At 36.7% G+C, this 21003-nt stretch carries 26 protein-coding genes; 23 read left to right on the plus strand and 3 right to left on the minus strand.

The genetic code is table 11. From position 1 onward, the window contains the following. Positions 1–6: 6 nt before the first annotated feature. The 3 genes from E0H99_RS11525 to E0H99_RS11535 are packed head-to-tail and all read left to right on the plus strand — an operon-like array spanning position 7 to position 1534. On the plus strand, positions 7–225 hold the full coding sequence (locus E0H99_RS11525) for a helix-turn-helix domain-containing protein (protein ID WP_131995513.1): 219 nt from the start codon (positions 7–9) through the stop codon (positions 223–225). Further along, positions 222–551 carry a HipA N-terminal domain-containing protein gene (locus E0H99_RS11530; protein WP_131995516.1) on the plus strand — a complete coding sequence of 110 codons (330 nt, stop codon included), beginning with the start codon at positions 222–224 and terminating at the stop codon, positions 549–551. Before E0H99_RS11525 ends, E0H99_RS11530 begins: the two co-directional genes overlap by 4 nt. Next, positions 548–1534 (plus strand): HipA domain-containing protein, encoded by a 987-nt coding sequence (locus E0H99_RS11535; RefSeq protein WP_131995519.1) that lies wholly within the window; start codon positions 548–550, stop codon positions 1532–1534. Before E0H99_RS11530 ends, E0H99_RS11535 begins: the two co-directional genes overlap by 4 nt. A gap of 142 nt (positions 1535–1676) precedes the next feature. On the opposite strand, the gene E0H99_RS11540 is transcribed toward E0H99_RS11535, so the two are convergent. Further along, complete coding sequence (locus E0H99_RS11540; RefSeq protein WP_131995522.1) at positions 1677–2453, minus strand: XRE family transcriptional regulator; 777 nt, start codon at positions 2451–2453, stop codon at positions 1677–1679. Positions 2454–2541: 88 nt separating this feature from the next. Here E0H99_RS11540 and dinB point away from each other — a divergent pair, with 88 nt between their 5' ends. The 3 genes from dinB to E0H99_RS11555 all read left to right on the plus strand — a co-directional run bounded on the left by dinB (position 2542) and on the right by E0H99_RS11555 (position 7386). After that, on the plus strand, positions 2542–3723 hold the full coding sequence (gene dinB, locus E0H99_RS11545; protein ID WP_131995525.1) for a DNA polymerase IV: 1182 nt from the start codon (positions 2542–2544) through the stop codon (positions 3721–3723). Positions 3724–3727: 4 nt separating this feature from the next. Then, positions 3728–6784, plus strand: coding sequence for a DNA polymerase III subunit alpha (locus E0H99_RS11550; protein WP_131995528.1), 3057 nt, complete (start codon positions 3728–3730; stop codon positions 6782–6784). Between the two features lie 152 nt (positions 6785–6936). Beyond that, on the plus strand, positions 6937–7386 hold the full coding sequence (locus E0H99_RS11555) for a DUF1810 domain-containing protein (RefSeq protein ID WP_131995531.1): 450 nt from the start codon (positions 6937–6939) through the stop codon (positions 7384–7386). 146 nt (positions 7387–7532) lie between these two features. Here the strand turns inward: E0H99_RS11555 and E0H99_RS11565 are convergent, their stop codons facing one another. Both E0H99_RS11565 and E0H99_RS11570 read right to left on the minus strand, forming a co-directional pair. After that, positions 7533–8183: a nucleotidyl transferase AbiEii/AbiGii toxin family protein gene (locus E0H99_RS11565; RefSeq protein WP_131995534.1), complete on the minus strand. Its 651-nt coding sequence runs from the start codon at positions 8181–8183 to the stop codon at positions 7533–7535. Positions 8184–8206: 23 nt separating this feature from the next. Then, on the minus strand, positions 8207–8674 hold the full coding sequence (locus E0H99_RS11570; protein ID WP_131995537.1) for a transcriptional regulator: 468 nt from the start codon (positions 8672–8674) through the stop codon (positions 8207–8209). Between the two features lie 303 nt (positions 8675–8977). Between E0H99_RS11570 and E0H99_RS11575 the strand changes: the two genes are divergently transcribed. The 17 genes from E0H99_RS11575 to E0H99_RS11650 all read left to right on the plus strand — a co-directional run. Then, positions 8978–9367: a single-stranded DNA-binding protein gene (locus E0H99_RS11575; RefSeq protein WP_131995540.1), complete on the plus strand. Its 390-nt coding sequence runs from the start codon at positions 8978–8980 to the stop codon at positions 9365–9367. Positions 9368–9412: 45 nt separating this feature from the next. After that, entirely contained in the window at positions 9413–9775 is a 363-nt protein-coding gene (locus E0H99_RS11580) for a hypothetical protein (RefSeq protein WP_131995543.1), read from the plus strand. Between the two features lie 27 nt (positions 9776–9802). Then, positions 9803–10342 (plus strand): prtrc system protein e, encoded by a 540-nt coding sequence (locus tag E0H99_RS11585; RefSeq protein WP_131995546.1) that lies wholly within the window; start codon positions 9803–9805, stop codon positions 10340–10342. Beyond that, entirely contained in the window at positions 10336–10554 is a 219-nt protein-coding gene (locus E0H99_RS11590; protein ID WP_131995549.1) for a PRTRC system protein C, read from the plus strand. The genes E0H99_RS11585 and E0H99_RS11590 overlap by 7 nt, the downstream gene beginning before the upstream one ends. Before the next feature lie 3 nt (positions 10555–10557). Next, the gene (locus E0H99_RS17240; protein ID WP_165930293.1) at positions 10558–10734 is read left to right on the plus strand and encodes a hypothetical protein; all 177 of its coding nucleotides are present in this window, start codon (positions 10558–10560) and stop codon (positions 10732–10734) included. Between the two features lie 98 nt (positions 10735–10832). Further along, entirely contained in the window at positions 10833–11699 is an 867-nt protein-coding gene (locus E0H99_RS11595) for a hypothetical protein (protein ID WP_131995552.1), read from the plus strand. Continuing rightward, positions 11696–12412, plus strand: coding sequence for a PRTRC system protein B (locus E0H99_RS11600; RefSeq protein WP_131995555.1), 717 nt, complete (start codon positions 11696–11698; stop codon positions 12410–12412). Before E0H99_RS11595 ends, E0H99_RS11600 begins: the two co-directional genes overlap by 4 nt. After that, positions 12409–13209, plus strand: coding sequence for a PRTRC system ThiF family protein (locus E0H99_RS11605; RefSeq protein ID WP_131995558.1), 801 nt, complete (start codon positions 12409–12411; stop codon positions 13207–13209). Before E0H99_RS11600 ends, E0H99_RS11605 begins: the two co-directional genes overlap by 4 nt. Positions 13210–14155: 946 nt before the next feature. Next, positions 14156–14407, plus strand: coding sequence for a hypothetical protein (locus tag E0H99_RS11615; RefSeq protein WP_131995561.1), 252 nt, complete (start codon positions 14156–14158; stop codon positions 14405–14407). Between the two features lie 56 nt (positions 14408–14463). Further along, entirely contained in the window at positions 14464–15153 is a 690-nt protein-coding gene (locus tag E0H99_RS11620; RefSeq protein WP_131995564.1) for a GLPGLI family protein, read from the plus strand. Positions 15154–15212: 59 nt separating this feature from the next. Then, on the plus strand, positions 15213–15524 hold the full coding sequence (locus tag E0H99_RS11625) for a carboxypeptidase-like regulatory domain-containing protein (protein WP_131995567.1): 312 nt from the start codon (positions 15213–15215) through the stop codon (positions 15522–15524). A gap of 104 nt (positions 15525–15628) precedes the next feature. Then, a complete protein-coding gene (locus E0H99_RS17565) occupies positions 15629–15751 on the plus strand; it encodes a hypothetical protein (RefSeq protein WP_262711304.1) in 123 nt (40 codons plus the stop codon). 217 nt (positions 15752–15968) lie between these two features. Beyond that, entirely contained in the window at positions 15969–16217 is a 249-nt protein-coding gene (locus tag E0H99_RS11630) for a hypothetical protein (RefSeq protein ID WP_131995569.1), read from the plus strand. A 174-nt stretch (positions 16218–16391) separates the two neighbouring features. Then, a complete protein-coding gene (locus E0H99_RS11635) occupies positions 16392–17183 on the plus strand; it encodes a GLPGLI family protein (RefSeq protein ID WP_165930294.1) in 792 nt (263 codons plus the stop codon). Between the two features lie 72 nt (positions 17184–17255). Then, on the plus strand, positions 17256–19922 hold the full coding sequence (locus tag E0H99_RS11640) for a TonB-dependent receptor (protein WP_131995574.1): 2667 nt from the start codon (positions 17256–17258) through the stop codon (positions 19920–19922). A 98-nt stretch (positions 19923–20020) separates the two neighbouring features. Beyond that, on the plus strand, positions 20021–20218 hold the full coding sequence (locus tag E0H99_RS11645) for a hypothetical protein (protein ID WP_131995577.1): 198 nt from the start codon (positions 20021–20023) through the stop codon (positions 20216–20218). A 566-nt stretch (positions 20219–20784) separates the two neighbouring features. Next, the coding region (locus E0H99_RS11650; protein WP_317128666.1) for a Fic/DOC family N-terminal domain-containing protein at positions 20785–21003 on the plus strand (219 nt) is incomplete at its 3' end.

A 21003-nucleotide genomic window follows, 5' to 3' on the forward strand; every position in this document is an offset into this window, starting at 1 on the left:
CGTATAATGCACTTTGAAGAGTTAATAAAAACAATAAAAGAACGTAGAGAAGTACTGCAGGTAACGCAAGAGACCTTAGCAGAATTATCTGGCGTTGGCTTAAGAACCCTAAAACAGTTTGAAAGCGGAAAAGGAAATCCTACTCTACTTACTTTATCAAAGTTAGCGGATGTCCTGGGCATGGAAGTAAATCTAAATGTTAAAAATCTATCCCGTAAAGAATGAGAAAGGCAAAAATAGTATACAAGGACGAAGAAGCTGGGGTGCTAACCCAACACGATGATGGTTCTTTTACATTTCAGTATCATGATTCTTGGATGGCTGATAGTAATAAACCAGGCATAAGTCTTACTTTGCCTAAAACCACGCAAGAATTTCATTCAAAATTCCTATTTCCGTTTTTTTTCAACATGCTACCTGAAGGCTCTAACAAACAAGTAGTCTGTAAATATAATAAAATTGACCGAGATGATTATTTTGGATTACTGATGACTACCGCAAAAAACGATAGTATTGGTGCCGTTAGAGTTATTAAAATAGAAAAACAATGAGTTTACCTGAAATACAATATTGCCCCGGTACCTTAGCAGAAGGTTTCAATTCTTATAGTAGAACTTGTTTGAATAGAGTGTTTCAAGGTAAGAAGGTGCATCATGTATTACCTTATGATTCGCCAGCATCCAATCCTGAAACAGATGAGCTATTTGAAGAAAACCGAAAGCGCATGTCCATTTCAGGGGTTCAGGAAAAATTCTCTGTACTACTTGAAAAAAATAAATTAAGACTTATTAATGAAGGAGAACGTGGTGCCTATATCCTCAAACCAATTCCTAGTGCAGGAAGAAAACCAGACCAAATGCCCGCTAACGAGCACCTAACGATGCAAATTGCACGTCAGGTTTATGGAATTGAAACAGCCGAAAATGCACTGATTTTTTTTAAAGACGGCTCGGCTGCCTATATCACCAAACGTTTTGATGTAAATGAAGATCGTACAAAACTTGCCCAAGATGATTTTGCCTCCTTGGCTGGCAGAACTCCACAAACACATGGGGAGCACTATAAATACTTAGGAAACTATTTGGAGCTATTTGAATTAATGCAGCAATATTTACCTGCTTATAAGTTGGAAGCACCTAAACTACTTAAAATATTGGTATTCAATTATCTATTTTCAAATGGTGATGCTCATTTTAAAAACTTTTCTTTACTTGAAACTCCTATGGGAGATTTCCGATTAAGTCCTGCTTATGACCTACTCAATAGTCGTATTCACATAGAAGATAAAGAATTTGCATTAGATGACGGGCTGTTACCTCGAAATTTAGGTCAAGGAAAAATTAGTCGACAATTTGCTATACTGGCTGAACAGGCAGGAATTAGTGAAAAAAATTTTAATGATATCATAACTTTGATGGTATCACAGTCAGATAAGGTAGAAAAATTGACAACAGCTTCTTTTCTCAACGATACCACGAAAAGAAATTATTTACAATCGTATCAGGGTCGTTTAAAACAATTAATGAAAATGTAAGCTAAAAATCTTTAGAACTACTAAATCTAGAACTTATTTGTTTAGCATTTCTCTTCTAAAATCCTCTCCAAATAGTGTAATAATAACCTTCACAAACGTGCTATACTTTGTAAACGAGGGAAATTATTATAACGCTACAAAATTAAGTTGCATTTAAAGTAATCCTTTTTATTTCCTTAATATCCCTTTTCAACTCCAAAAACATATCTTTCACACTTACAGTTTCAGAGATTTCCTGCTTCCTGTCACTTCTCCCAATATTACACTCATATTCCCAAATCTCAAGAATATTCGAAGCCTTAACTTCATAAGCGGGGTAAAAACTATTGTCAGATTCTACAACCAGTGCATTTTTTTTGTTTTTATTCAATCGCTTATATACCATGCCTTCACTTTTGGTTATAAATATATAGGTTTTACCATCCATGACGTCTCCTAACTTTTCAATATACCGCCCAACAATGATGCTACCATCCTCATGTGGTGGCATCGAATCTCCTTCCACCGGAAAACCCCTATGCTTTCCTGGACCTAAAAAAGGCAAGGAAATATGTTGCAAACTTTCTATATACTCAGGATCGGCATAACCATTCAAATAGCCAGCCTTAACTTTTTGCGTAACAATTTCAATAAAATTCTCTCCGTCGGTATCAACAGTAATCGGTAGTACCAATCTGTTATTTTCCAATTTCAACAAATCATCCGTCGGAATTTTCCGCACGTCCACAGAAAGTAACAGATCAATACTGATATGGTAATAATGGGCTATTTTCTTCAGTATTTCATATGGTGCTTCTGAAGTTCCGTCTTCATATTTGACATACCTACCCCTTGTTATCGCTAATGACTCCGCTAGCTTTTCCTGTGAAATTTTCTGTTGCACCCTAAGGTTCCTGATGTTGTCGGAAAATAAAGACATAGCTATTTTGTTATAATTTGTAACAACAAATATAATAAAATTTGTTACTACCTGTACTAATTTTGTAAAGTATAAAAAAGAGAGGAGCATGGAAAGAGCAATTGTACACATGGATTTGGATACGTTTTTTGTATCCTGTGAAAGATTAGGCAACTCAAAATTAGAAGGTATCCCTTTGATTATTGGTGGCGGGGATCGTGGCGTAGTGGCTTCTTGTTCCTATGAGGCCCGCACCTTCGGAGTGCGTTCCGCAATGCCCATTAAAATGGCGCTCCGCCTCTGCCCGCAGGCAAAAGTGATGAAAGGCGATATGGAACTATACTCCAAATTATCGCATGACGTAACCGAAGTCATCCAAGAAAAAGCACCAATCGTGGAAAAAGCCAGCATCGATGAATTTTACCTCGATATTACAGGTATGGATAAGTTTTATGGGGGCTACAAATGGACCAACGAACTGGCACAATCCGTTACCAAAGAAACAGGATTACCGATAAGCTTTGCGCTATCGATAAACAAAACCGTTTCCAAAATTGGTACCGGCGAAGCCAAACCCAAAGGAAACCTGGAAATACCCGAGAATAAGGTACGGTCTTTCTTAAATCCGCTTTCCATTCAAAAAATACCCATGGTGGGTGATGTAACGTTTCAGTTATTGTCCCGAATTGGAATTCGTACCATTCAGACACTTTCTGAAATGCCTGCAGAAGTATTACAGCGGATGATCGGTAAAAACGGCATCGAGATATGGAAAAAAGCCAATGGTATCGATAATAATCCCGTGGAACCCTATACGGAACGGAAATCCATTTCAACGGAACATACTTTCAATCAGGATACCATCGACATTCCTAAATTAAAATCAATACTGATCGGAATGGTAGAAAAATTAGCCTTCCAACTGCGTTCAGAAGAATGGCTGACTTCCACTGTAGTCATTAAAATAAGATATTCCAATTTTGATACGGAAACCAAACAATGCAAAGTACCCTACACCTCAGCTGATCACATGTTGACCAAAACCGTTACTGACTTATTTGATAAAGTATACCAGCGTCGCATGCGACTCCGTTTAATAGGAATTCGTTTTAGTGGACTCGTCAGGGGTACCTATCAAATCAATTTATTTGAGGACACCGAAGAAATGCTGTCTTTGTATCAAGCCATGGATAAAATGAAAACTCGTTATGGCTTTGATGCCGTAATGCGGTGTGCCGGAGCAACGTTCAAACCCAATAACAAATCCGAAATTTTAAAACGTAAATTATAACCCTATGTACCTCAACTGTCATTCCTTTCATTCCCTACGCTACGGAACCATTCCGCTGTTGGAACTTGTACAGCAGGCTGTTATTTGTGGGGTAAAAACAATGGCATTAACGGATATCAATACTGTCACCGGTATTTATGATTTTATAAAAGCATGCAACGAGGTTGGGATAAAACCAGTAGTGGGTATCGAATTTCGCTGCAACCATCAATTGCGCTATATTGGCTTGGCTAAAAATGCCGATGGTCTAGCCGAAATGAACCGCTTTCTGACCAAACATAATTTTGATGGAACTTCATTGCCATTGGCAGCACCTTCTTTTAATGACGTATGCGTTATTTATCCTTTCGAAAATAAACCAGCGGTATTAAAAGAACATGAATATATAGGCATTGCTCCCGATCAGCTTCCCAAATTGTTTCTCCCGCAATGGAACGAATTGCTTAACAAAATGGCGGTTCTGCAATCCGTCACCTTTCGTACTAAAAGAGAATTTAATTTGCATAAAATCCTAAGGGCTATTGATACCAACGTTATTTTATCAAGACTTTCCGATGCTGATTATTGCAAGACGTCTGAAGTAATGATTTCTTTGGAGGAACTACTTTCGAAATTTGGGGAGTATCCGCAAATCATTGAAAACACTCAAAAACTGATAGATCAGTGCCATTTTGAATTCGACTTCAAAACACCCAAAAACAAAAAACACTATTCTGGGAGTGGGGAAAGTGACATACAGCTTTTGACCCGATTGGCTCAGGAAGGATTATTCAAAAAGTATGGTGCCGATAATCCGCAAGCAACAGCAAGAGTGGAAAAAGAATTAAAGGTGATTCATCAATTGGAATTCAGCGGCTATTTCCTGATTACGTGGGACATCATTCAATACAGCATCAGGCAAGGCTTTTTGCACATTGGTCGGGGCAGCGGAGCCAACAGTATTGTAAGCTATTGTCTAGGCATCACGGACATCTGCCCTATTGAACTGGATTTGTATTTTGAACGCTTCCTCAATGTGAACCGCAAGAGCCCTCCCGATTTTGACATTGACTGGTCTTGGAAAGAACGCGATACCATTCTCCGATACATTTTTGATAAATACGGTGCCGATCATGTCGCTTTCTGTGGAACCAATGTGGAATTTAAATACCGCTCTATATTCCGGGAAGTGGGTAAAGTTTTTGGTTTGCCCAAAGAGGAATTGTATCAATTGGCTAAAAACCCCATGCAGTTGCATGATACAAATCAAATCGTAAAGCTAGTTCAGGAATACGGAATGTTGCTCGAAAAATACCCCAATCAACACAGCATGCATTCCTGTGGTATTTTGATCTCGGAAGAGCCCATTACGAATTACACGCCTTTGGAAATGCCTCCGAAAGGGTTTCCAATCGTTTTGTTCGACATGCACATTGCAGAGGATATTGGTTTTGAAAAGTTTGATATCCTCAGCCAGCGCGGTATCGGTCATATCGATGACAGTGTCAAGCTGATTGAGAAAAATCGGGGGATCAAAGTGGATATCCGAGATACTTCACTGTCAAAAAATGAGGCCAAAGCCAATACATTTTTAGAACGCGGAAAAACAATTGGGTGTTTCTATATTGAAAGTCCGGCGATGCGTGGCTTATTGCGCCGTCTAAAATGCGATAATTACAAAACTCTTGTAGCAGCTTCCTCCATTATCCGCCCAGGTGTGGCCCAATCTGGTATGATGAAAGAATACATTTTCCGGCACAACCATCCCGATAAGTTCGAGTATTTTCATGAGGTGTTCAAAGAACAGCTCGGCGAAACCTATGGGGTGATGGTCTATCAGGAAGATGTAATTAAAATTGCTTTACATTATGCAGGGCTTCAGGCAGCCGATGGTGATATTCTACGCCGTGCCATGAGTGGTAAAGGACGTTCCAAAGCTGCTTTGCAAAAAGTGAAGGACAATTACTTTGCCTGTTGTACACAAAAAGGACATCCGCTTAAGTTGAGTGAAGAAATATACCGACAGATCGAATCTTTCGCTGGATACTCCTTCTGTAAGGCGCACTCGGCTTCTTACGCTGTGGAAAGTTACCAAAGCTTATATTTGAAGGTCTACTACCCTATTGAATTTATGGTAGCCGTTATCAATAATCAGGGTGGTTTTTACCGTACCGAAGTATACGTACATGAAGCCAAAATGTCGGGTGCAACTATTCAGAATCCTTGTGTAAACAAGAGCGACTATGAAACTACGGTTTATGGTATCGAAATTTATTTGGGTTTGATGCATCTGGAAGGTTTGGAAAGTAAGTTAGCGCATGGTATAGTTAAAGAACGGGAGGGAAATGGTGGATTCAAATCTTTGGAAGATTTCATCAACCGCATTCCGATAGGTATAGAAGGGATACAGATTTTGATTTTTATCGGAGCATTCCGTTTTACCGGTAAAACAAAAAACCAATTGCTGGTAATCGCCAGGCTCATTTTGGTAAACTTTAAACCCGAAAACAGAAACGGGATGCTCCTTCAGGAGCCAATAAAAGAATACGAACTACCCATACTCGAACGCTCCCCTTTTGAAGATGCTTTTGATGAAATTGAGCTATTGAGTTTTCCGGTCTCCTGTACCCCTTTCGATTTATTGCAGACAAAATATCGAGGGGACGTAATGGCGAAAGATTTATTGAGTCACCATAAAAAAACGGTAAAGATGCTGGCCTATCTCATTTCCAGAAAGCACGTGCCCACCAAAATGGGAACCATGTATTTTGGAACTTGGATAGACATAGAAGGGGAATATTTCGATACCGCACATTTTACAAAAAGTCTTAAAGAATATCCGTTCCAAGGCGGTGGCTGTTACCTGGTTCTGGGAACTGTAGAAGTAGATTATCATTTTCCTACCGTTACCGTTACCAAAATGGCAAAAATGCCGTTCATTCCTGATCCGCGGTATTCCAATACAAGCGACAGACAATATAAAGTTCACCAACAGATTCGGGAAGATGTCAGCATGACCCATCGGGCACCATACCCACAGGAACATGAAATCAACCTGCCAAGGTATAAAATGAGTACATGATAATTAGTAACACTTTTTCAAGATGATACTTTTCAACACTACTATACTAGTGATATGGGATCATGACAAAAAAAGTTTTTTGACTCTTTGAATACAAAAACAAATAAATTAATTTAGCCCTGCGATTTTTCAGTGGCAACATACATAAAAAAATGAGGGACAACAACCAATTAATCCGATTTTTAGAAGCACAAAACCAAGTGTACCTAAAAGCGCTTTCTGAAATAAAAAAAGGTAAAAAGAACACCCATTGGATGTGGTATATCTTCCCCCAAATGAAAGGATTGGGTTCCACTGAAACGGCACAGTACTATGGAATCAAAGATTTGAATGAGGCTACTGCCTATTTACAACATCCCATTCTAGGCAAACATCTGGTTGAAATTTCTACGGAGGTATTGCATATAAAAGGAAAAATAGCTTCAGATATATTTGGAACTCCTGACGATCTGAAATTATTCTCCTGCATGACATTATTTGCCAATGTTGAAAATACAGATCCTGTATTTGCTAAAGTCCTCGATAAATATTTCAATGGATTGCAAGATGAAGCTACCCTGCTGTTACTGGTAAAAAACAAATTAAGCAATAACACTCTTTAACGATACTGACCTATTTTTTTCTGGTCTCGGTGGTAAAAATATATTTGACCTTCCCAATACGGAACTTATACTAATAGATTTTTTTTTACGAAGGAGGAATCGGATAATTATTATACTATCCTGGTAAGGGCAACTGTATAATTAAATTAATCTTCCAGTGGCCCAATAAACTCAATCATATCGAGTTTAATAAGTTCCCAATGTCTTCCTCTGAGGCATAAAGGTTCAAAATCATCATCGGCCTGGGTGAAGTCCGTGAATTTCTCTTTCAGTAATTTCCTATCATGGGTATAGGGGTATCTTTTTTCATGCAGGACAAACATTTCATTGATTGTAAAATCATCCTTTAACCTGTCGATATCCCAAAAATCTTTTTTTCTCCCTGTCCTTTGCACCACATCAAGTTTCATGGCTGCAATCTCTGCCTTACTGGCCAGTCTGAGTCCATTGAACTCTTGTACTTCGTCTATAAAATCATCTGTATAATAAAGATCCAGTTTCACACTCTCCTCACTACTCCTTCCTACATAATACGATTTGCCTATGCCCATTGGAGCAATATCCATGCTGTCCACATAAAAATAATGCGCCCTCAGATATGCATCGATCGCGTTGAAATCCAAAGTTCCATATTCCGCATCACTGAACAGATCGATATCCACAGACATCCTGTGCCCGTAATACAAGCTCAATGCCGTGCCTCCTATGAGTCTAAAAGATTCAAATTCCTTGGCCTGCATTAAATCCTCTAAAATGGTTTTCAGAAGTGGGGTAACGGTATTGAAATATAATGGCATGGTTTGATTTATGATTTTTTTATTTATGAATTTAGAATAGCAGTTACGGTATCTGGGCCGTAAAAACGGCTAATCTCCTTTTTTTCTTTTTCATTGCCACGTTCAAAAATTCTTTTGATGACCGCTTTTTTTTGTTGCTGCCAGTCTATTTTTTTGATGTCCGTATCCCAAAATAAGACTTTTCGAAGCAGGTCTAAATTAGGCTTTTGGTCATTTTTTTGTTGCTTATTTTCTTTCTTCTTCTCCTGCTCAATATCATAATACACCTGCAAAACCATAAAATAACCTTCCTCTATGGCCAGTACCTTCTCAATCTTACGCGCCAGCGCTATATTCATCCTGCGCTTGCCCTTGGTAATAGCCGTCAAGGTCTGTGGGAACTCACCAACTGAAAGCGCAAACTGCCCCTTACGCAACAGGCGCTTTTTCAACTCGTGCTCCAGTACATAGCCGGGATGAATTCCCTTAATAGTATCAAGTATCGTTTTCATAGTACAAAAGTAAACAATTTTGTTTACACAGCACTGTTAAATATATGCAAACAAGAAAAGTAAGGTTGGGCTAAGATGGTATTTCCACTCGAAACGGACTAAAAGGCAGCTAAGATAGTGTCTCTAGGATGCTGCAAGCGCATAATGGCTGCATTGCACTGGCCACCCTTCGGGACTTATAGCTCTCCACATCCATAAGCCCCTTATTTCTTGCTTTCTTTTTTCCGTTTTTTCTTTTGAAAATATTTTTTACGGGGACTGGGGAAGAAATCAAAACAGTAGTAATCACAAAATTTTTACATCATGGAAATCACAGGACGCATTACAGCAGATGCCACAATTCACAAAGTGAACAACGACAAACAGGTGGTCAATTTCAGCATCGCCATCAATGACAGCTACAAACCTAAAAACAGTACCGAGCTAAGGGAAATCGTGACGTATATCGACTGTTCGTACTGGCTCAGTTCAAAGACTGCCGAGTGGCTCAAAAAAGGCTCAATGGTGCAATTATTTGGGCGTATTGGTCTGGATGTTTACAGCAGTAGCGATGGCAGGGCACTCGGAAGCCTGACCTTTCACATTAACAGTCTTAAAATTTTGGTCTTTGCCAAAAAAGTACAGGGAAATAACAACAGCGGTGCATCGAGTAACATCGTACAAGAAAAAGAACCTTCTGACATTCCCTTTTAATCCTACATGCCAATCTAAAAATCACTAACGCCAAAATACATTATTATGAAAGCCTTAGAAAAAACAGCCTACCGTACGTACGAGGTAAGTACGGCATTTAACAACATAATTTTAAACAGCATAGAAAGTTACAACGGCACAAAAAAAGAACAGCTAAAATCTTTCTTGGAAGATATGCAACAAAGCGGTTGCATAAGCGGTATGATAAGTGAATTCATATATCATGCTGACTGTAAAGCATTTTATATTGCTCATCTTGAAGACCTTGAAAACATTAAAAATGATTTGGAAGACGGACTTGGCGAGCCAATACCAAACCGTTTTAAAAGTCCTCATTACACTTTTATGTGCTGGCTCTGCTTTGAGGAATACTGCTATACTATTTATAATAGTGTATTTGATAATTAATTTGAAAATAAATTAAAACGTAAGACAATGGAAACTAATTTTTTTAAATCCATACTAGCCTTGCAGGTCGCAGGCGACTGGACAATAAACATAGCAAAAGAAACCGCTGACAGGCTTATCGTATCGGTACTGTTCTACAACAACTGTATTGGCGATGATGCCCGCAAAAAAGTACCGACCATCCTGCTCAAAGGAACACCGCAGGAACTCGATGATGGATTTTTTCAAGCCATCGAACTGCCCATAAAAGAAACGGCTCAATTATTTGCCAATATGGAGCAGTTCCTCAAACAAAAAGAACGGGCAAAAATCAACTCCCAAATGGAAAAGGACAACTCCTCCAAAGCAGACAGGGACAAGAGCGACAAACAGAAACAGTACGAGCAAGCCATGAAAAAAGTGGACGAACTCGAAGCCGATGGCAAATACCGTGAAGCATGGATAAAAGTCCCGCAGGCAGAACTTTATCCCGAACATGCAGAAACCATTCGCAACCGTCGGATGGGACTTTCCAAACAGTTTGCCCCTGACCTATTCAATGAACCCAAAATCCAAGAGCCATGTTAATAGCCACACATTTAAAAAGGATTTTTTCCTTTAAAGACAAAGAGCAGGATATCAAACTCGCTGACCCGTCCATGACATACAGCCCTGAGGCGGTACTCAATTTTTATGCGCAGACTTATCCTATCCTGACCACAGCCACCATAGAGGGTCCTGTAATAAATGACGATGCCATCCAGTACAAATTTGTTACCCAAATCGGCACTAAAGGATAAACCATGAAAACGAAAACCATAACAGGCAGTATCAGTCTGCCCAAAAACAAGAAGCAATGGAAACTCTATCAGCAGTTAGGCAAATTTGCAAGCGACCTGAACCGCCTGTCCGATGCACAGGAAGTAAAAACAAACCAACCAAAATCAGTTCCCCTCGAACTGCTACCTATGGTTTTTTAAGACAGCAGTTCCTGCCCCTGTTTGAAAGGGACAAGGAACTCCCCGACAAGGCAAGCACCCAAAAGGAATTTTTTGAATCCCTTTCCATCCTCACAAGATTGTATGGGTTTAAGATAAGCAATGTAACAGACAAACCGTATCCCTACAATATCTTGTTGGCGCACCATTATGTACAAAAAGAATTAAGCGCATCAGCACAGAACATTGAACTGGTAATCCTCTCTAATGATAAAACAGTAAAACTGGCAACACACCATACCTACAATACAGACATGACCTTGTACTATATACCGGTCTTGCCTCTGTACAGGCTGTTGCAAGACAGAAAACAAAAACAGAATGCAGAATTATTGTTGTCTGTCTTTGCCTATCTGTACCATATAGCAGGGATTCCTTATTACAGGGACAACTACAGCGCACTTGCCTATTACTACGAATGTATGGAGGACTGGCTGATGGAGGGTTGGGAAGAAGACGAAACAGACGAAAAGAACAGTACTAATTCAGAAATTAACAAGGCATCTTATTATGGGAATATAATGCACCGTAAAATATACAATCCGCATCAGCTAAACCAATTCAGACAGCGCATTGACTGCCACAAACAAAAGAGTTCTTTTGACAGGGAATGCCTCAGCATAGCCAAAAAAACGTACGCACTATTGCAGGAGTATCCCAAATACACCGTTTTTCGTTCAACATCCAATGCCGAACTGCAAGAGGAAGATAGCATCATCAGAGCACATCAGTACGTTTCCTTTGTAGCCGAGAACGAGGGAACGCTTTATGAAAACATCGCCAGAATGGTCAATGACGAATTCAACGAATGTTCAGAAATGGAACAGCCCACACTGATACAGTTATATGACACGCAGAACAATCCCTCCACTGAGGGACTGGATTTTGAATACAGACTCTTTCCTTTACTTAATGACTTATGTACCCTTTTAAATCAAATCCCATGAAAGACATCACCGCCACTTTCGGAACATTATACCATCCTTTAAAAGCCTTTGTGGTCTATCAGCAGGATACATCCGATAAAAACATTTATGTGGAAGCCTACGATATGGACAAAAACGGCTATCCCATAAATGCACATCCGCTGAGCGTGCATGAAAGTACCAATCTTGCCAATGCCCTCGATACTTCAGAAGAACTCAAACGCAATTTTTTAAAACCGTCAGGTTTGCTTCCCAAAAATATACTGTACTTGAATCCCGACCAAAATGGCTATGTGATATGGCATACTCCTGCCCAAAAGGTCGATTTGTTTTTCGTGGAAGGTTTGGGCATTCCAAATGGCAGGGCATCCCTACCTCCCCTCCTTTGGAAAGCCTCTAAAAATACACTGTGGATTTTTGCAATGGATTCCGATGCCGACATCAACGAACGAACCTCCCTATCCTGTGCTCCCTTTTTTAATCTCTATCAAGATGGCAGGGTTTGCATGGGTACAGTATCGGTTAATATTAAAGCAGATTGCCTCTTGGAAGAATTTATTGCCCTGTGGCAACAGTATTTCTACAACAGCTATTTTAGCCATCTCATCGGAGACAAAAGTCCTGTGAAAGGAAATATCATTCAACTTTGGCAAAGTCTTATGGGAAGCAGAAAACAGTTCCCTATAAAATCCCTGATAAAAAATGGTCTGACAATTAAAAAACTACTATCATGAACACCCTAAAAGCCATACATTACACCGACAATTACCTGATAAACCCAACCAATCCCATAACCGTAACCCTCATCGGTGCAGGAGGTACAGGAAGCCGAATGCTCACAGAACTCGCACGGATGAACCACAGTCTGATAGCATTAGGACATACAGGACTACAGGTAAATCTCTACGACAATGATATAATAACTACAGCCAATCAGGGGCGACAGCTTTTTGCAGATGCCGAGGTTGGCTTATACAAGTCCGTAGCACTCATGAACCGAACCAATCGCTTTTTCGGCACGAATTGGAAAGCCAGTACAGAACAGTTCTCTACTGTCAATCTGAAATCCTTGCCCAACCGTGGCAGAGCAAACATTTACATTAGTTGTGTCGATACCATATCGGCACGTTTTGACATCGCAAATGCCTTGCAGAACTGCGCCTACAGCAATTGGGAACGTAACAAATCGCTGTATTGGCTCGACATAGGCAATGCCCAAAATACAGGACAGGCACTACTGTCCACGATAAATGATATTAAACAACCCTCCTCTAAACTGTACAGGACAGTATCCAATCTTCCACTGATAACGGAGGAGTTTAAGGAACTATTAGAAGCACAAACGGATAACAATGAACCAAGCTGTTCCCTTGCAGAAGCATTGGAAAAACAGGATCTATTTATTAATTCCACCCTTGCCAATATGGGGGCATCACTCCTATGGAAGCTGTTCCGTGAGGGCATGACCGAGTATAAAGGCTTCTTTCTTAACCTTGCCAACTTTAGGTCGCAGCCCATGATGGTGGGCTGATGCGCGCCGCCCCGCAATTCCTCTTCCTCACGTCAGGAGAATTGCGGGGCGTTGACAGCTGGATGCCTCCTTTTAAGTGCGACTTTGTAATCTAATCGCTTGCAATTAAAAAAAGAAAATGGTTTATAATAAAGTTTGGTTAACACTATTTTTTGCTCCATTTTTTTTCTGAATTTGGGACATAACCAAAGCAAAAAAAGATAAATTCCATTTAGAATCAGATTGAAGAGCCAATAACAGTCCCAAAAAAGGACGCTTAGTATTTGTCTTTGAGTTTTCAGGTCAGGATGAAGCTTACGCGAGTTGAAACGAATGCAATGCAAATCGGTTTGAGGCAGATTTGTTTATTTTTAAAACAACAGAGATGAGACAGTGAAATAGTAAAACTTAATAAATTGGATAGAATTATTAAATTCAAAAAAATAAAATCAGCTATTAAGATATACATTCCGGTAATATTGACTACCCAATTCCAATTTAAAGTGAGCACCTGATTCCAATATATGAATGACCTCGAATTGGCGGCAGCAAAATTGGCGGGTGATTTTGTGGATGATTTAAACTTTACGTAGTAACTTAAACCAAAATCGATTTTTAAATCGATTACTTTGACGGGCTTAGTGAATAATTTTTAAGACAAAAAATTATGTTTCTAATGGATACATGTATGATGTATATCCCTATTATTATCCACATGCAGAAATTAATTTTCTTGCTGGTTTGACACTGAAGTTTTAAATTATTGTTATAGCCTTGATGAGAAAAATCCTGATGGTTTACTTGTCAGGATTTTTTTCTTTTTGTTTTTACAGAATTTTAACATACTGTACAGTAAAACTACCTACTTTGTTAAAACTCCTGGTTAAGTTTTTTCGTATTAACTTAATCTATTACATTTATAATGGTTAACCAAAAAACTATTTATAAATTTAAACCAGTATTAAAAATGAAAAAATTATTATTTACTGCTCTGGCAGTGGTTGCGTTTAGTGGAGTTGCAATGGCAAATACTGCTGAAGTAAAAGAAGAAGTTATCATAAAAAACGAGAGCAAAGTGGAATTAGTTGTTGTTGAAGAAGAACCATCTCAATGCGAACTTGATGCAGTAGGAACGTATGAGTTTTTTATGTATGAATATAATGATGGAGGTGACAATATAGATCTTTTAAATGCTCTAATAGCTGTTTGTCATCCATAATTAATCATCTCTCCTTGGGTTATTTGTTTCTTAAGGAGAGTATTAAACTTTAGAATATGCGTTTTTTTTTATTTTTTATTTTTTTATTTAATTTTTCATATGCTCAATCTGGAAAAATAGAATATAATGTTCTCGTTAACTTAGATATGAGTAACGTACCTAAATCAAAAGTCGATTTTTTAAATCAAATGGTAAGTGATGCTAATAATCTGAAATTTGAATTAGTTTATAATAGATATATATCTAGTTTTAAAAATATTGAAAGTTTAGAAAACACTACAGTTAGCCAGATTAAAATGTTAAATATCGCAAGAGCTGCTTTTACTCCTGATTCAGATGTTTATATTAATTATATCGAGGAGAGGGAAATTAATAAAAAAAGCGACGGCACATTAGTAGGGAATGAATACGGTAAAAATACTTGGGAAATAAGCAAGGAATCTAAACAGATAGCAGGATATTTATGTTACAAAGCAATTCAAAATTCTCCTTTTGTAGATAGAAAAGGGGAACATAAAGTTAAAGAAATTTTAGCTTGGTTTGCACCAAGTTTACCTTATTCTTATGGACCGAAGAATTTTTATGGATTACCTGGGTTAATTCTTGAACTTACAGAAAATAAAACTACATATTTTGTGATTAAAATAGAATTGTTTGATAAGGAATTAGAAATTGATTTTCCAAAGGGTAAAACTGTAACAAAAGAAGAATACGATAAAAAGGTTAAGGCGCAACTGGGGATGTGAACCATTGTCTTTTACTTTATAGTCACCAAATCCAAAATTTATCCTCTCCATAAACCAGTATGTTTCGAATTCTTCTGTTTTTTCTAATTTCAGCTCTTTCTTTTTCCCAAACCCACACGATAACCGGAGTGATTTCTGATGCTATCAATAAACCGCTGGAATCAGCCAATATCATTGCTAAACCTTTGCAGGAAAAGGCAAACCTGAAATTTGCTATTGAGGATAATAAAGGTCGCTACCGTTTAGAACTCGATAAAGGGGTGAAATATGAAATCACGGTTTCCTACATTCGTTTTGTGGAGGAAATTCTTTTCTTGGAGCCAAATTCAACCTTTGCAACCTATGATTTCAAACTCAAACCTACTGGCTAAGAACTCAAATAAATTGTAATCAAACACGAGTTCAAATCAATTGTTATCTAAAAAGATACCCTTATATTTGATGTAAAAGTTTTACTAACAGTAACGAACGCAAAATGAAAGAAATCTCCGAAAAACTGCCAATAATTGATGCTGTGAAGGATTACAAAACTATTTCAGAAAAAGAGTTGAATAGTAGAATTGACAGAAACAGAAATAAATCATTTAGTTCTAAGTAAATAGTATACAAGATAGATAATTACTAACTGATTTTCCAAAAAAAAAGATTAAGGCCGAAGCATCAATTTTTTTGTTTTTACAGAACTTTAACATACTGTACAGTAAAACTGCCTACTTTGTTAAAACTTCTGGTTAAGTTTTTTCGTAATAACTTTATCTATTACATTTATAATGGTTAACCAAAAAACTATTTATAAATTTAAACCATTATTAACTATGAAAAAATTATTATTTACCGCTCTGGCAGTGGTGGCGTTTAGTGGCGTTGCAATGGCAAACACTGTTGAAGTAAAAGAGGTTATAAAAGAGAAAAATGAGGTTATGGAAGTTTTAGCAACAAATATTGTTGCTGAGGATATAAGGATGTCTGGATGTTCTGATGTTGCGGGTATAGAAGTGGAGGTAGCTGAAAGTGAGTATCATTTGGATACAGGTAATTGCTTCGATTCTTGGACGTGGAATTAAATTTATCTCAATGCTCTTTATCAATGTGAACAAGCTGAATAATATTAATTAATATTGTCTTTTTTTTACTACATTAAGAAAAAAAATATAACTTTTAAAGTGATGAGGACTTCCACTAAATTAACTTTTTTTGGAAGTTTTTATTCTGTAAAATTAAAATCAATTAAAAATATTATGAAAATTTATAACTTCTACATACTATTATCTTCATTAATACTGTTTAGCTCTATTACAAATAAACATAACATAGATAACCAAACAACTTACGTTATGTATAAGCTGGGGTCCTATTATGTCTCTTCAAATGATTTTGAAAAAAAAACAGGAAATGATAGTGTTCTAAACAAGCGAAAAAAAATTTTAGAGAAAATTGAACAGAATCAATCTATGTTAGAATTTGAACTACTATTTGATAAAAACAGTAGTATATTTAAATTAGTGGATAAAATAGTAGCAGAGAAGAATATGGACTATAAAATTGCTTCAATAGTGAATGGAGGAAATTTGACACATTATAAAAATATTATAGCTAAAGAAAAAATGTATCAAGTAGAATTTCAAGGACAAAAATTTAATGTTGAGCTTCCTTTTGAACAATATAAATGGGAAATTACAAATACAGTTAAATATATTGCTGGATTTAAATGCTTTAAAGCAACTACAATACTGGAAAAAAATGATAATGGAAGAAATATTCGGAAGATTCTTCATCCTGTAGTATGGTTTACAAGTGAAATACCAACTTCTTTTGGTCCAAATGGATTAGATGGTCTTCCAGGATTAGTCCTTGAAGGATCATTAGATGGACGCACATTTTTTTACGCATCTAAAATAATTCAGAATTATAAAGAAAAATATAAAATTGAGAAGCCTTCAAATGGGATTCATATTTCAGAAGAAAAATACTTAGATATGGGTGTTAAGATATACAATGAAACTAGAGGGTTACTAAATAAAAACAAATAATTCAGACAAAATAGTTCGCAGAAATCATTTAGTCTTGTGTACTTTATCGTAACAATTTCAATTAACTAATTAATGCTTAGATTTTTAGTATTATTATTTCTTTCAACACTTTCTTTCTCCCAAACCCACACATTAACTGGTGTGGTTTCTGACCATATCAATAAACCGCTGGAGTCAGCTAATGTCATTGCCAAACCTTTGCAAGAAAAAGCAAATCTTAAATTTGCTATTGCTGATAATAAAGGACGTTATCGTTTAGAACTCGATAAAGAAGTGAAATATGAAATCACGGTTTCCTATATTGGTTTTGTGGAGGAAATACTTTTTTTTGAGCCCAATTCAGCTCTTGCAACCTATGATTTCAAACTCAAACCTACCGGCGAACAGCTCAAGGAAATTGTCATTAAACACGAGTTCAAGCCTATTGTTGTCAAGAAAGACACCCTGATATTTGATGTAAAAAGTTTTGCCAACGGCAACGAACGCAAAATGAAAGAAATCCTCGAAAAACTCCCCGGAGTCGAGGTCGATAAAAACGGTGGAGTAACGGTCCAAGGAAAAAAAGTAACCAAAATGTTGGTGGAAGGAAAATCATTCTTTGGTGGGGGGTCTAAACTTGCCGTGGAAAACATTCCCGCCGATGCGCTGGACAAAATTGAAGTCATTGACAATTTCAACGAAGTAGGTTTTATGAAACAGGTTTCGGACAGTGAGGATTTGGCGATGAATGTAAAACTAAAAGCAGACAAGAAAAAGTTTGTTTTTGGTGATGTAGAAGCGGGTGCCGAAGCAGGGAACGAAGACAATGGTTTTTATCTGGCTCATGCGGCTTTGTTTTATTACAGTCCAAAATCTAACGTGAGTTTTATTGGTGACCTGAACAACATTGGAAAAAGAACCTTCACATTTGACGATTTAATGCGTTTTGGCGGCGGAATGAGTACTTTTCTTTCGGGCAGGAAATCGCTGACTAATTTGTATTCGTTTGCCAATGACAATACAGATGTAGTCATGAACAAATCGCAATTTGGCGCTTTAAATTTTAGTCATGACGCTTCTTCAAAACTTTCTGTTTCCGGTTTTTCTATTTTTTCGAAAGTATTGACCGCTTCGCAAACGGAAAGCACAAATGAATACCTACAAAACAGTTTTATTGCCTTCGAGAATAAAATACAAAATGGCGACAACAGCTCGGTGTTGGGAATAGGGAATGTAAAACTTGATTATTCGCCCAGCACTAAAGAAAAATGGTATTATAACGGACAATATCAGTCTACTAGCAATGATATTTCAAGTACAATTAATTCGATTACCAATCTTAATTCCAGTATTTTCGAAACCATTAACAAAGCAGATAATACAGCGATAAAGCAATATATAGAGTGGCACAAAAATTATAATTTGAATCACACAACCACATTTGTGGTCAATCAGGCCTATGAAAAGAGCACGCCACAAACACAGTGGTTTACGGATCAGCCTTTTTTGGCAGGATTGATTCCGTTGCAGGATGATGATTCCTACACCATTGGACAAATAAAGAAAGTAAAAAACAATAGCGTGGATGCGTTGTTCAAGCATTATTGGATATTGGATAATTTTAATCATTTGTATACAAATGTGGGGAATAATTATGGCGCTTCCCGTTTTGAAACTTCAGAAAAACAAATACTGACCAATGGAACAGTCAATGATTTTGCTTCTGCGGGTTTTGGAAATAATGTCAAATACCAATTGAACGATGCGTACATTGGCCTCGAATACAAATTCAGAATAGGAAAATGGACTAATAAACCCGGATTGTATCTGCATTGGTATCATTTAATTACGCAGCAAAAATTGGGTGAACAGGCACTGTCTAAAACACTTTTCCAACCACAATGGAACAGTGATTATGAATTTAATAAATCCGAAACATTAAATTTTACCTATAAATTAGAAAATGGTTTTCCGCAAGTAAGCCAACTGGCGGGTCAATTTACCTTGCAAAATTATAATTTGGTTTACAGAGGAAATGCGTTGTTGCAAAACGAGCGGTACCATTCGGCAAACTTGCGTTATTCAAAAATGAATATGTACCGCGGAATTACTTGGAATGCTATGGCTAGTTTTTCTAAGAAAGTAAAAACGATTCGGAACGAAATTCAATTAGATGGTATTAATCAGTTCAATACGCCTATTTTAAGTGATAATCCAGAGACGAATTATAATGTGAATGGTTCTGTAACCAAGAAAATATACCGTTTTAGTTTGCGAATCAATTCGAGTATGGGTTGGTTTAATTATTTTCAAACATTGAATAATACCACAACTTCGAATGACAGGAACAATCAAAAAATTGGAGTCTTGTTAAAAACAGCACATAAAAAATGGCCGGGTTTCAGTATTGGATACACCAAAGGATTCAGTCAGTTTTCTGGTTTGACAAAATCGAATTTTCAAACGGATGCTTTAACGGCTGATGCTGATGTGACTTTTTTAAAGTTTTGGACGTATAAATTCGAATATGAGAATTTGAAAAATACGAACAATAAAAATCAAAGTAATTTTTATGATATTGCCAATACTTCGTTGCGGTACCAAAAGAAAAATAGTCCTTTTGGTTTCGAACTGTCGGTCAATAATCTATTCGACAATAAAGTTAAAAACGATTATTCTTTCTCGGACTATTTGATTAGCGAGCGAACTACTTTTGTGTTGCCTCGTGTATTCTTGTTCTCGATTAGTTATAAGTTGTAACTTAAAATAGTGTTGTTGTATGGATATACCATGTGAGTAGTTAGTATAAAAATATAGGATGGAATGTTATTTCTAATTATAATCCAAAACATACACAGATGATTGAAAATATGTTAATGAATGGAGAAGATATTAGAGGTAAGTTATTACTGCCATATTTAAATAACTTAGGTATATACGCTTCAGAGATTTCGTTAGAGAAATCATTTTCTATTAGACTCGGAAAATCCGAATGTCCTGCCGCAGGCAGATCAGATATTCTATGTCAAAGAAATGAAAAAAATCCTATTCATTAAAATTTACTATTTTTAATCGAAAAATTTGTCTAAATTTTTTTCAGAATTTAAGATATTTAGTAATAACGGCGATTATCTAAGTAATCTAAACTATTTGTAAATTTAAAATTGTCATTTGCTTTTAATTTATGCCAGTTTTTTTGCAACAAAAATTTACTGTATTTGCTACAAACAAATATTATAAGGGACTGAAAAACAAACGATAAACCGATATTTTTATAATTAACTAATCAAGTTTATTATACACCTTTATACTATTAAAATATAACTTTGATAAAATTAGTGCTTTTTCGACAAAGTTATACCATAAAAAAAACGAGGGCAATATTTACCCTTAATAGTAAAACGTGGGTGAAATTTTAATAAATTTACTCTCGTTGGGTTTTGTCTTTCATTTGTGTTTTACTATACAATGTGTAGTAAAACACAAATGAAAGATAAAAATAAGAATAAAAACAAACGAGGGCAAATTTTGTCCTCAACAACACAACGAGGGCGAATTTATACTATATTTACACTTTAATATAAAATTCAAATAATAATTTCCCTTCTCTAAATTAATTAAAATGAGTGATAAAATTAAATACGACCCCACAATTCCATATAATAATTTACCTTTATTACCACCACAAGCGGAAATAGAAAACACACTAATTCTAAAAAAAACAATTGCTGCCAGTAGAGCTTTATCAGAATTAAAAGGCGCAATTACAAATTTACCCAATCCAACATTATTTATAGATACAATCAATTTACAGGAAGCACAAGCAAGTTCTGCTATAGAG

The organism is Flavobacterium sp. GT3P67, assembly GCF_004349155.1.
Classification (GTDB): Bacteria; Bacteroidota; Bacteroidia; order Flavobacteriales; family Flavobacteriaceae; genus Flavobacterium; species Flavobacterium ranwuense.

Excerpts from the sequence above, each read along its gene's own strand:
- E0H99_RS11525 (WP_131995513.1), top strand. The coding sequence starts at position 7 with ATGCACTTTGAAGAGTTAATAAAAACAATAAAAGAACGTAGAGAAGTA.
- E0H99_RS11530 (WP_131995516.1), top strand. The coding sequence starts at position 222 with ATGAGAAAGGCAAAAATAGTATACAAGGACGAAGAAGCTGGGGTGCTA.
- E0H99_RS11535 (WP_131995519.1), top strand. The coding sequence starts at position 548 with ATGAGTTTACCTGAAATACAATATTGCCCCGGTACCTTAGCAGAAGGT.
- E0H99_RS11540 (WP_131995522.1), bottom strand. The coding sequence starts at position 2,453 with ATGTCTTTATTTTCCGACAACATCAGGAACCTTAGGGTGCAACAGAAA.
- dinB (WP_131995525.1), top strand. The coding sequence starts at position 2,542 with ATGGAAAGAGCAATTGTACACATGGATTTGGATACGTTTTTTGTATCC.
- E0H99_RS11550 (WP_131995528.1), top strand. The coding sequence starts at position 3,728 with ATGTACCTCAACTGTCATTCCTTTCATTCCCTACGCTACGGAACCATT.
- E0H99_RS11555 (WP_131995531.1), top strand. The coding sequence starts at position 6,937 with ATGAGGGACAACAACCAATTAATCCGATTTTTAGAAGCACAAAACCAA.
- E0H99_RS11565 (WP_131995534.1), bottom strand. The coding sequence starts at position 8,183 with ATGCCATTATATTTCAATACCGTTACCCCACTTCTGAAAACCATTTTA.
- E0H99_RS11570 (WP_131995537.1), bottom strand. The coding sequence starts at position 8,674 with ATGAAAACGATACTTGATACTATTAAGGGAATTCATCCCGGCTATGTA.
- E0H99_RS11575 (WP_131995540.1), top strand. The coding sequence starts at position 8,978 with ATGGAAATCACAGGACGCATTACAGCAGATGCCACAATTCACAAAGTG.
- E0H99_RS11580 (WP_131995543.1), top strand. The coding sequence starts at position 9,413 with ATGAAAGCCTTAGAAAAAACAGCCTACCGTACGTACGAGGTAAGTACG.
- E0H99_RS11585 (WP_131995546.1), top strand. The coding sequence starts at position 9,803 with ATGGAAACTAATTTTTTTAAATCCATACTAGCCTTGCAGGTCGCAGGC.
- E0H99_RS11590 (WP_131995549.1), top strand. The coding sequence starts at position 10,336 with ATGTTAATAGCCACACATTTAAAAAGGATTTTTTCCTTTAAAGACAAA.
- E0H99_RS17240 (WP_165930293.1), top strand. The coding sequence starts at position 10,558 with ATGAAAACGAAAACCATAACAGGCAGTATCAGTCTGCCCAAAAACAAG.
- E0H99_RS11600 (WP_131995555.1), top strand. The coding sequence starts at position 11,696 with ATGAAAGACATCACCGCCACTTTCGGAACATTATACCATCCTTTAAAA.
- E0H99_RS11605 (WP_131995558.1), top strand. The coding sequence starts at position 12,409 with ATGAACACCCTAAAAGCCATACATTACACCGACAATTACCTGATAAAC.
- E0H99_RS11615 (WP_131995561.1), top strand. The coding sequence starts at position 14,156 with ATGAAAAAATTATTATTTACTGCTCTGGCAGTGGTTGCGTTTAGTGGA.
- E0H99_RS11620 (WP_131995564.1), top strand. The coding sequence starts at position 14,464 with ATGCGTTTTTTTTTATTTTTTATTTTTTTATTTAATTTTTCATATGCT.
- E0H99_RS11625 (WP_131995567.1), top strand. The coding sequence starts at position 15,213 with ATGTTTCGAATTCTTCTGTTTTTTCTAATTTCAGCTCTTTCTTTTTCC.
- E0H99_RS17565 (WP_262711304.1), top strand. The coding sequence starts at position 15,629 with ATGAAAGAAATCTCCGAAAAACTGCCAATAATTGATGCTGTGAAGGAT.
- E0H99_RS11630 (WP_131995569.1), top strand. The coding sequence starts at position 15,969 with ATGAAAAAATTATTATTTACCGCTCTGGCAGTGGTGGCGTTTAGTGGC.
- E0H99_RS11635 (WP_165930294.1), top strand. The coding sequence starts at position 16,392 with ATGAAAATTTATAACTTCTACATACTATTATCTTCATTAATACTGTTT.
- E0H99_RS11640 (WP_131995574.1), top strand. The coding sequence starts at position 17,256 with ATGCTTAGATTTTTAGTATTATTATTTCTTTCAACACTTTCTTTCTCC.
- E0H99_RS11645 (WP_131995577.1), top strand. The coding sequence starts at position 20,021 with ATGATTGAAAATATGTTAATGAATGGAGAAGATATTAGAGGTAAGTTA.